This is a genomic window from Gemmata palustris (assembly GCF_017939745.1).
Classification (GTDB): Bacteria; Planctomycetota; Planctomycetia; order Gemmatales; family Gemmataceae; genus Gemmata; species Gemmata palustris.
Genome location: NZ_JAGKQQ010000001.1, coordinates 5,490,007 through 5,499,529, shown reverse-complemented (window position 1 = coordinate 5,499,529; position 9,523 = coordinate 5,490,007). Strand labels below are relative to the sequence as shown.

General features: G+C 65.8%; 15 protein-coding genes. 13 read left to right on the top strand and 2 right to left on the bottom strand.

Features of this window, described 5'->3' with window-relative positions; genetic code table 11:
- The first annotated feature begins 482 nt into the window (after positions 1-482).
- Positions 483-1,493 carry a hypothetical protein gene (locus tag J8F10_RS22625; RefSeq protein ID WP_210657702.1) on the top strand — a complete coding sequence of 337 codons (1,011 nt, stop codon included), beginning with the start codon at positions 483-485 and terminating at the stop codon, positions 1,491-1,493.
- Here J8F10_RS22625 and J8F10_RS22620 read toward each other — a convergent pair.
- Positions 1,450-2,604, bottom strand: coding sequence for a hypothetical protein (locus J8F10_RS22620; protein ID WP_210657699.1), 1,155 nt, complete (start codon positions 2,602-2,604; stop codon positions 1,450-1,452). The two genes, J8F10_RS22625 and J8F10_RS22620, sit on opposite strands and share 44 nt — an antisense overlap.
- Before the next feature lie 746 nt (positions 2,605-3,350).
- Between J8F10_RS22620 and J8F10_RS22615 the strand changes: the two genes are divergently transcribed.
- The 3 genes from J8F10_RS22615 to J8F10_RS22605 are packed head-to-tail and all read left to right on the top strand — an operon-like array spanning position 3,351 to position 4,133.
- Positions 3,351-3,560 (top strand): hypothetical protein, encoded by a 210-nt coding sequence (locus tag J8F10_RS22615; protein WP_210657697.1) that lies wholly within the window; start codon positions 3,351-3,353, stop codon positions 3,558-3,560.
- A 19-nt stretch (positions 3,561-3,579) separates the two neighbouring features.
- Complete coding sequence (locus J8F10_RS22610; protein ID WP_210657695.1) at positions 3,580-3,858, top strand: hypothetical protein; 279 nt, start codon at positions 3,580-3,582, stop codon at positions 3,856-3,858.
- Positions 3,795-4,133, top strand: a complete 339-nt coding sequence (locus tag J8F10_RS22605; protein ID WP_210657693.1) for a HEAT repeat domain-containing protein — start codon at positions 3,795-3,797, stop codon at positions 4,131-4,133. Before J8F10_RS22610 ends, J8F10_RS22605 begins: the two co-directional genes overlap by 64 nt.
- A gap of 1,404 nt (positions 4,134-5,537) precedes the next feature.
- On the opposite strand, the gene J8F10_RS39180 is transcribed toward J8F10_RS22605, so the two are convergent.
- A complete protein-coding gene (locus J8F10_RS39180) occupies positions 5,538-5,705 on the bottom strand; it encodes a hypothetical protein (RefSeq protein WP_246523504.1) in 168 nt (55 codons plus the stop codon).
- A gap of 3 nt (positions 5,706-5,708) precedes the next feature.
- Between J8F10_RS39180 and J8F10_RS39175 the strand changes: the two genes are divergently transcribed.
- The 9 genes from J8F10_RS39175 (at position 5,709) to J8F10_RS22565 (ending at position 9,146) form a co-directional block, all read left to right on the top strand.
- A complete protein-coding gene (locus J8F10_RS39175) occupies positions 5,709-6,071 on the top strand; it encodes a 4Fe-4S binding protein (protein WP_315854146.1) in 363 nt (120 codons plus the stop codon).
- A gap of 76 nt (positions 6,072-6,147) precedes the next feature.
- On the top strand, positions 6,148-6,462 hold the full coding sequence (locus J8F10_RS39965; protein ID WP_210657691.1) for an NADH-quinone oxidoreductase subunit A: 315 nt from the start codon (positions 6,148-6,150) through the stop codon (positions 6,460-6,462).
- Positions 6,459-6,686, top strand: a complete 228-nt coding sequence (locus J8F10_RS22590) for an NADH-quinone oxidoreductase subunit A (RefSeq protein WP_210657689.1) — start codon at positions 6,459-6,461, stop codon at positions 6,684-6,686. The genes J8F10_RS39965 and J8F10_RS22590 overlap by 4 nt, the downstream gene beginning before the upstream one ends.
- 74 nt (positions 6,687-6,760) lie before the next feature.
- Positions 6,761-7,339: an NADH-quinone oxidoreductase subunit B gene (locus J8F10_RS22585; protein ID WP_210657687.1), complete on the top strand. Its 579-nt coding sequence runs from the start codon at positions 6,761-6,763 to the stop codon at positions 7,337-7,339.
- 15 nt (positions 7,340-7,354) lie between these two features.
- On the top strand, positions 7,355-7,645 hold the full coding sequence (locus J8F10_RS40380) for an NADH-quinone oxidoreductase subunit C (RefSeq protein ID WP_315854145.1): 291 nt from the start codon (positions 7,355-7,357) through the stop codon (positions 7,643-7,645).
- A gap of 58 nt (positions 7,646-7,703) precedes the next feature.
- Entirely contained in the window at positions 7,704-7,883 is a 180-nt protein-coding gene (locus J8F10_RS40375) for an NADH-quinone oxidoreductase subunit C (protein WP_315854144.1), read from the top strand.
- Between the two features lie 218 nt (positions 7,884-8,101).
- Positions 8,102-8,389, top strand: coding sequence for a hypothetical protein (locus J8F10_RS22575; protein WP_210657685.1), 288 nt, complete (start codon positions 8,102-8,104; stop codon positions 8,387-8,389).
- Between the two features lie 105 nt (positions 8,390-8,494).
- Positions 8,495-8,773, top strand: a complete 279-nt coding sequence (locus tag J8F10_RS22570) for a hypothetical protein (protein WP_210657683.1) — start codon at positions 8,495-8,497, stop codon at positions 8,771-8,773.
- Positions 8,774-8,852: 79 nt separating this feature from the next.
- The gene (locus tag J8F10_RS22565; protein ID WP_210657681.1) at positions 8,853-9,146 is read left to right on the top strand and encodes a hypothetical protein; all 294 of its coding nucleotides are present in this window, start codon (positions 8,853-8,855) and stop codon (positions 9,144-9,146) included.
- The last annotated feature ends 377 nt before the right edge of the window (positions 9,147-9,523 follow it).

Here is a 9,523-nt window from a genome sequence, read left to right as displayed (position 1 = left end):
CTCCCGTGAGCAGTTCCGAGATGATACTCCAGAACCGCCAGCGAAGTTGCACCGTTCCCCAATACCCCAGCCATACGGCCCGCGACGCTCGCGCGCGGCAGTGCTACACTGAGGGCATCCCACCCCAGAGCATTTGCCGGAGCACCTCCGATGTACGATCCCGCTGAACCGCAGACGCCCGCGATCAGCGATGCCGCGTTCGACCGGTTGAAGGGGGCGCTCGCGGAGCGCGGACCGGCGGCCGCCGTGGACGAACTCATTGCCGAATTGCGCCGGACCGAGGACTTTCAGGGGCTGTTCTACGCGCTCCTCATGAAGAAGCGGATCGAACTCGGTGTTTCCCCTTCCCCACGGGGCCGGCCAACGAACTGCCGGCGCACACGCACGAGCCCTACGAAGAGGCGATCCGCACCGCCGGTCGGCACGTCGGTGAACTGCTCCTCGCACGCGGCGAGTACGCGAAGGCGTGGGCCTTCTACCGGATGCTTGGTGAACCCGAGCCGGTCCGTGAGGCGCTCGAAAAGTTCACGCCCGGTCCCGACGACGACGTGTACCCGATCATCGAAATCGCGTGGCAGAGCGGCGTGCTGCCGAAAAAGGGCTTCGATCTCGTACTCGACCGGCACGGCATCTGTTCGGCCATCACGATGGTTAGCGGTTCGGACCTCGGGTCCAACCCGGAGTTGCGCGAGTATTGTGTCGGCCGACTCGCGGCCGCGCTCCACGCGCAGCAGCTCACCGAACGGCTGAAGGGCGATCTCGCCGGGCGCGATCTCCCGGTGCCCGACAGCGCGAGCGTTTCGCAACTCGTAAACGCGCACCCGGAACTGTTCGCGGACGATGCGTACCACATAGACACGTCGCACCTGTCGAGCGTGGTGCAGATGAGCACCTATTTACCCGCCGGCCCCGCACTCAATCATGCCCGCGAGCTTTGCGTCTACGGGCGCAAGCTCGCGCCGAACCTTCAGGGCAACAATGATGCGCCCTTTGAAGAGAACTACGACGACTATTTGGCCTATTTGAACGTGCTCGGGGAGAAGGTCGAAGAGGGACTGGCGCGGTTCGCGGCGAAGGCCGAGCGCGAGGCGGCCGAAGGCGCGACCTACGCGGCACAAGTGTACGTGAACCTGCTCCTGCGTGCGAACCGGGTCGATGAGGCGCTCCAGGGCCGCCAAGAAGTTCCTGCTCGCGGAAGACGACCGCAACTTGATCTGCCCCGGTGTGAGCGAACTGGCGCGGCGCCGGCGACTTCACCGCACTGGCCGAAGCCGCCAAAGCCCGTAATGACGCCGTCGGCTTCCTCGCGGGGCTCATCGCCGCCAAGGGTAGTTACCCCGGTCCCGGGCCTCACGATCAGTCGGGCTCGACCGGGCGCGGGGCCAGCGCCACCGGGGCGCCTTTCGCCCGGCCAGTCTCGCGACTTCGCGCCGGGCATCACGCGGGCGATCACCAAGCACTCGTCCACGGCCCCGCGGACGTGCCCCACGTAAGGTTTGGCGGGCTTGCCATCAACGCCCGGCGGACCGGGCCAGTCGGGGTCGGCGTAGCGCAGCCAACCGCAGGTAATGCCGACGGAGGCGGGGGCGGTGGGGCCTGTGTCGCTGGACGCAACGGGGCGCCGTCGAAGTACAGTTGTGCCCCGGTCTGACTCCGGGTCAGTGCAACGTGGTGCCACTTCTCGTCGTGAACCCAGGCGTGTTTGAACTCGACCGTCCCGTTCGAGCCAGCAATTCGAGCCGTAACGTGGGTGCGGTTTACGGTGACCTCGGCGAGCGGCGCTGCGCCCCATACGCCTCGTGAACCGAGATGGGTGTGACCGGGACGTACCGCACGCGAGCCCAACCGGCGACGGAGAACCCGTTCGGATTGACCGAGACCGTCCAGGGGTTCCCGTTCCAGCGATCGGGGTTCGACACCCCAGAGGCGGGAACCCGGGGTCCGTTCCGTCCGTCGGATACCAGGCTGGCCCGCGCACACCGGGGCCGGCAAAGGGCGTCCCGTGACGGAATTCGATCCCACCGTTCCGGTCGAGCCACTCGAACCCCTGCTCGGCCCGTTCGTCCGCGATGCCGATCGGGCGCCCTGGCTCCGGCCCGTCGTGCTCGTAGTGCAGGAACGCGGCGTCCGCGTCCCGCTGCTTTTGCACGTGTACCCGCTCCCGCTCCGCGCCGCTCCTCCTCTTCCCGTTTGGCCCGCTCCGCGGCCAGTTTGCGCTCCTCCTCTTCCCGTTTCTGCGCGACGGTCTTCAACTTCGGGTCGGTGATCTCGAACGAGTCGAGGAACCGCCCGCGCGTTCTCGTTCCCGCTCCGGGCGAACCGCCCGCCCGCGACGAGCACGTACACGCGCCCGTCGGCGATGATGACCCGGGCCACGAACCACCCGCCGCTCTTGGCGCTGAACTCGACTTCGCGGGCCGGGAACCCGCCCACGATGATGTCCTTCTGGCCGAGCACCGCCCGCACCTCGCCGTCGGTCTTCATCGCGTTCACCGCTTCGTCCATCCGCGCCTTGTCGTTACCGAACTGCTGATCGGCGACCGGGATGTCGCCGTAAACGACCGCGAACTCCTCGGCGCGGCTGATCAGGATCGTGCCCTCCATGTGCATGTCGGGGTCGGGCGTCCCCCGCGAGTTTCGACAGGTCGTTCCGCGGCGGGGCCGGCAGGTCCACCTTGAAGCCGCCCTTCGCGGACTCGTGCGTCTGCCACTTGGGGCCGGGAATCAGCAGGTACAACCCGCCACAACAGCCGAACACCAGGAGCACCATGAGCCCGCCGATCACCGTCACCCAGAAGAGTGCGCGCGGCCCGGGGGCGGGGCGGTGGTCGCGCCGCCGGCGCGGGCGGTTCTCGTCGCGGTCCCGGTCGCGGGGCGATCGTAAGGGTCGTCCTGATCGCGCTCCCGCGCGGGCCGCCAGGTTCCGGGTCGCGGAACCGGCCCGCGGGCCGGGCGGAGTCAAGTCGTGTAACAGGTAGTCGTTCGGATTGGGGGTTTCGTCGCGCGGGTCCGGCTCGGAAGTGTTTGCGGGCGGAGCGACCGGCACGACGCGCCTCGGGGGCGGGTGGGGCGGGCGCCGCGTCCGGAACCCGCAGGGTGGTCAGGCACGAGCCGCACCGGATCACCCGCCCCGCGGACCCGTCGTCCACGCGGAGCGTACCGTTGCACGTGGGGCAGACGAACTCGATGGCCATTTCCGGTTCCCTGGGCGCGCGAATGGTTGATATGTTACCGGACCGCGGGCGCCCCGGGCCACCGAAATGGATCGGTCATGTGGCGTTGCCGCCGCGCCAACGCAGCGGGTATGCTTAACGTTAGCTCGTATCGGGAAGAGTCACCGAGGTACCGACATGCAACCCGCCTCGCCGTCCGTCACCCCTCCCAGCCGCGGGGCCGGGAGCGCTGCGCTCCGCGGCACGTTCGCGCTCCTGCTCGCTTTCTTGGTCGCGGCCGTGGTGGGCGCGCAACCGGCCGTGCCGGGCCGCACAGCCGGAGAAGAAGGAACCGGAGAAGAAGGAACCGACCAAACCGCCGGAACCGAAGTGGCCGACCGACATTAACGGCAAGGACATCAAGGCCGTGATGAAGGACATGGAGGACCCGGACCCGACCATCCGCGAGTTCGCGGCCCGCACGCTGTCGAGCTTCGGCCCGCCCGCCCAGAAGGGCGACGTGAGCAAACTGCTGCTCCGGCGCATGGCCGCCGAGCGCGACCCCAGTGTGAGGTTCGCCGTGTTCGGCGCGGTCGGGGCGATCGCGTTCGACGCCGAGGCCGACAACAAGGAAGCGCCCGCATGTTGGCCGAGGTCGTGGACACGGGCATCACCGGCGGCAGTTCCCGGTACCAGGCCGTTCTGACGATCACCATGTTCGGGCCGAAGGCCTACGACACGATCACCAAACTCACCGGCGTCGCGATGTCGGACGTCTCTTACGAGACGCGCCGGGCCATCGCGAGCGCGCTGGGCCGGGTCGGGTTCAGCGAGACGACCGGCCCGAATATGAAGGCTCTGACCGCCCTGGCCGACGTGCTGGCGAAGGACGTGAGCGCCTCCGTTCGCATGGAGGCACTCCAGTCGCTTACGCTCCTCGGTCCGCCGTGGGACGGGGTGAGGAAAGCGGGGCCAAAGTGAACCCGCCCATTGATGTGAAGTCGGCCGCGATCATCATCACGCGCATGAAGCACCGGGTCGGCGATCTGAAAGCCAAGATCCCCGCCCTGGAGAAAGACAAGCAGGTCGAAATTTGGGCGCGCCTCGTTCTGATGCAGTTCGACCCGCGGGAAATCAACGAAGAAAACCCTGGACGCCTTCGCCCGCCACCTGACCGGGGTCGAAGTGGGCGTGAAGGCCCAGGCACTTCAGGCGATCAGCGTCATGGGCGAAATGGGGCGAAGAAACTGGACGCCGTCGTCCGGTTGCTCGGCGAGAGGACCAACCGCTCCAACTCACCGTCACCACGGTCAACACCATCGCCGCGATGGGCGCGGGGGCGAAGCCCGCGATCCCGGACCTGAAAAAGCTCGCGACGGAGATGGGGAAGCTCGTTAACACGCTGAAGGACCAGGAGCGGAAGGCCGCGGAGGGATGCTCAAACTGAAGGACAGGGAATTGAGGGTCGCCGAGGAGATGCAGAAGGACGGGAGCACGAGAGAAAGACCGTCGAGGAGGTCGTCAGGCTGATCGAGGCCGCGATCAAACACATTGACAGCGCGAAGCCCGTCAGCCCCGCGGTCGCTCAGCCGGACCCGAAAGACCCGAAGAAACCGTAGAAACTGCGATCCTGCCCGTTCGCGGGCACAGCACAGCACGAACGTGGTCACAACGAGCAACGGCCCGGGGTAAAACCCCTCGGGCCGTTGCTCGTTGAGGAGGGGAGCTATTTAAGCAGCGAATTCCTCCAACGCGGCGGGCTCGGAATCGAAAAGGACACCTCCGTCGGCGCCGACTGTGATATAATGTACGAATGGTCAATGTCTGGCTTCCGGCTCAGGGCGCTGAGAGTGTGAAGCCGTGCATTGGATGGTGCTATCTACTGCTTGGCGAGCCGCGCAGGTGCAAGAAGCTGAAGCCGGTTGAGGACCACTGTCGGGGGCCGATTTTTGTTAGCCAATGTTACCATTTGGCGCGGGTGCCTCGAGAGGCGAAATGACGCTGAATATCTTGAAATATCAGCGATTGGTGTAGTGACGCCAGTGTTCGCAGGGCGCCCAACCCGAAAATGTTAGCAAATGTTAGTCGAGCATCTGGAGTGAGGGAGATTGGGCGTTTCTGAGACTAATTCCGAGGGTTCCAAAGATCCAAAATCGTCGTCCCAACAGCTCTACCGCCAGTACAGGCGGTTCAACGCTTGAAACTCCGCACCCCACATTGACCGCGGTCGTTCGCACGGCGGCACCAGCGATCCGATTCGGTGCCCGACGCCCGGAGCGGCTCGCGAAGTCCGCGCCTTGCGATTTCTGGTCCACCTTCCTTACAATCACCTCCTCGAACCCCTCCCCCGCACGGTCATCCCATGCGTGCCTGGTTCCGCAACGTTTACCTCGCGACGACCACGCTCGCCTCGGGCATGTACGTCACGCTCTGGTACTTCGTGCAGTCGTTCCGGCGCGGCACGTTCACGAGCCACTTCGCGTACCCGGAGCAGCCGGTGCCCATCCGCCCGCGGTACCGCGGGTTCCACCGGTTCGACCTGACGACGTGCATCGGGTGCGACAAGTGCCCGCGTGCCCGGTCGATTGCATCTACATCGACAAGGAGAAGGCCGCGCCGCCCGCGAAGGGGTTCGTCGTCACCGGGTTCAAGATCGACTACACGAAGTGCATGTTCTGTGCGCTGTGCGTGGACCCGTGCCCGGTCGATTGCATCTTCATGGGCTCGAATCACGACATCAGCACGTACACCCGCGACGGCTGCGTGGTCGATTACGCAAAACTGCCGCTGGACGTCGCGTGGGGGCAAGCGACGCTGAACCCGACCGCCGTGCAGGAATCGAAGCGGGTCAGTTTGCCGGTGTGGACGAAGACCGCGGACCTGCCGAAACCCGCGGTTGATGGGAAGCAAACGACGTGATGGCGAACCCGGCCTCACAGCCGGGATTGATGGCAACACCCGCTGGCCTTGCGGCCAGGGTTCGCCCGGAGCTTCCATGACAACGCTCGTTCTCTTCATCCTGATCTTCCTCGCGGCGGGTTTAACCCTGCTCGCGGCGAATCTCGTTTTGGGTCGGCTGATTCGGCCCGATCTCCCGAGCGCGGAGAAAGCGGAAGTCTACGAGTGCGGCGAGCAGCCGGTCGGCGATGCGTGGATTCAGTTCGACTTGCGGTTCTACGTCGTCGCGCTCCTGTTCGTGATCTTCGACGTGGAACTCGCGTTCTTCTTCCCGTGGGCCGTCGTGTTCGGCAGTGCGGTGCGTGCGGGGATGAATCGCGCCCGGCGGAAGTGCGTGTTGAATCGGCGATGAACTTGCAACCGCGTGGTGCCGCGTCGGACGCGGGCGCGCCGGAACCGGCCGCCGCGAAGTCGCTCGCGTGGATCGCGTTCGCGGACATCCTCGTGTTCTTCGGTGTGCTGCTGGTCGGGTTCGCGTACTTGTGGCGCCGCGGGGGACTTGGAATGGGTACGGAGTGTTGCGGCCCAGGAACCGGTCGGCGGAACCGGCCCTCCGCTCGAAGCCGTTGCGTCTAATCAACCGGCTCACGTGGGCCACTCGTCCGGAGGGGTGTGATGGGTCTGCTCGAAGGGCGCTCGAAGACGGGTTCATGGTCACGAGCCTGGAGCACGCGATCAACTGGGCGCGCGAGTCGTCGCTGTGGCCGATGACGTTCGGCCTGGCGTGCTGCGCCATCGAGATGATGGCCACCGGCGCGCGCGCGTACGACATCGACCGGTTCGGGGCCGGAGCGTTTCGCGCGACCCCGCGTCAGGCGGATCTCATGATCGTCGCCGGCACGGTGAACCTGAAAATGGCCGACCGCGTGCGCCGGCTCTACAACCAGATGCCCGACCCGAAGTTCGTGATCGCGATGGGCGCCTGTACGTGCGGCGGCGGGCCGTATTACAAGTACGGCTACAACGTCGCGAAGGGCGTCGATCTGGTGGTACCCGTCGATGTGTACGTGCCCGGCTGCCCGCCGCGCCCCGAAGCGCTGCTGGAAGGCTTGATGCGGGTGCAGGACAAGATCCACAAGATGCGCGAACTCACGAAGGGGAAGCCGGCGGAACTGCCCGTGCCCGCACGCACCGGGCGCGTGCAGTTGCCCGAAGAACTGGCCGATCCCGCGAAGGCGGTCGCGTTCCTGGCGGAGAACAAGGAACGCGCCAAGCCCGTCAAAGCGTGACGTTTAGGAACCATCATGACAGCCACCGAAATCGCCGCGCTCGAAGAACGGTTCGGCCCCGCGATCACGGGCAAGAAGCTCGACGCGCTCGATCCGTTCGTGACCGTCGAGCCGGCGCAGTTGGTCGAGGTGTGTCGGTTCCTGCGCGACGAACCCCGACTGAAGTTCGCGCTCCTGAACGACATCACCGGCGTCGATTACCTCGAAATTGACGCGAAGAAGGTCGCGAAGGCCGGGTTCGAGCCGCACCTCGAAGTGCTCTACCACCTGTCGAGCTTCGCGTTCCCCGGTCGCGCTTCACGCTGAAACTGGTGCTCCCGCTGGAAGGCGACGCGGTCGGCGCGCGCTCCCCGAGGTGCCGAGTGTGTCCGGCGTGTGGAGAACGGCCGACTGGCACGAGCGCGAGGTGTACGACCTCGTGGGCGTGTTCTTCACCGGGCACCCGAACCTCGTCCGCATCCTGCTCAACGACGACTGGGTGGGGCACCCGCTTCGCAAGGACTACGAGTTCCCGCTCGAGTACCACGGCATCCGCTGCCGCTGAATCGCGAATATCCGGGGCGGGCAACGAAGAAACTGGCATCCCGTTCCCGGTGAAGGTCACCCGATGTCAGACGCGCCGACACAAACCGTGCGTATTGCGATCAGGCGGAGCGACGTTGCCCCCAGCTTCGTGGAAGAGGAGCGCGAAGTCACCGTCTCTCGAGCACGACGCTCAGGCAACTTCTCCAGGTGATGGCGCTTCACGACCGTTACCCGCACGTGTGGAATTGGACTTTCACAGCCAACGGTCAACCGGTCGGACCGGCCGAGCGGATCGGCGACCTGTGCGAAACGCTCCGTGCGACCAACTACCGCGACGGCATCCTGTGGCTCGATCTGCTCTACGTCGCGGCTCCCGAGTCGCCAGCGGACGAGGGGACGGTAGCGCGATCCGCGGCCCCGGGCTCGGTCGCACCCCGGCTCCCTTTCCGGCCCCTGCTCCAGCGGTGGCACCCCGGACCGTGGTGCTTTTCGCTCCACCCGTCCGCTGGGGAAGACAGTAATTGAGGTCAAAAAGGGTTTGAAAGGCATTGAGGACGAGCGCGTTACCGGCACGCGAAAGCAAAACGCAGCTCCGAGACAGCAAAACGCAGTTCCGAGCGCCGGGCCACCGTGCGCTACTACACGCGGATGAACCCCGACCGCATGTTTCCGCTGCTCGTCATCCTCTCCGAAGAGGAGATCGCGGAAATCGTGAAGGAGAAAGTAAAACAGGCGGTGAGCGAGACGTTCAGCGTGGAAGAGGGGTCGGTGGTCGAGGTGGAACCCGTGCTGCCGGGGTGTGACTGCTACCCCCGCGACACGCGATCACCGTTGACGCCGCGGGCACACCCAGCGCGACCATCTGGGTCGTCCCTCGGGTACTGGGTCGCATCCAGGCGCGTGTGGTGATCCGGCAGGGCACGAAGGTGCTGGCCGAGGTCCCGCTGGACATCAAAGGGCGAAGCAGACGCTCGCGGTCGCGTGCGGGTTGCTGAGCCTCGCGGCCCCGTACATGACGATGGGGCTGAAGTCGCTCAAGCTCGACTACGAATCGCAGAAGGCCGACGGCTTCCCGCTGTACCAGCAGGCGGGAAGTTGGGTCGCGGAGAACCTCCGCCCGGAGTGGCTCGGGCTGGGGTTCCTCGGGCTCGCGTTCGTGCTCTACCTGTGGATGCGCCCGCGCGCCGCGACGTGTTCTGGGACATTCATTCGGCGAAGTCGTAAGGTCCGAACGTCCCAAGTCGTAAAGTCGAAGCTCCTTGTATTTCACTGCATCTCATAGGCGAGCGGCGGGTCCACGGCCCGCGCCGCAAGTCCGGGGCGGGCACGGTCACTTCGTCGCCACGTTGTAACACCAGAGTGTGTCGAGTTCGCGGACGTAGAACTTGCCGCCGACCACGACCGGTGCGCCCACGTGTTGTTCTTCCCATTGGGCACCTTGAACGCGCTGATCTCGGTGTACTTGTCCGCGGTCGCGTCCACGAGCGCGACCCAGCCGTCGGAGTAGCGGATGTAGAGCTTCCGTCGGCGTAGGTCAGCGACGCGGACCCTCGCCCCTCGCCGCCCTTGCGGGTCCAGAGCACCTTGCCCGTTTTGAAGTCCGCACAGAACGGGTTGCCGCTGTCGTCGCGGTCGCCGAACAACTTGTCCCCGACCAGG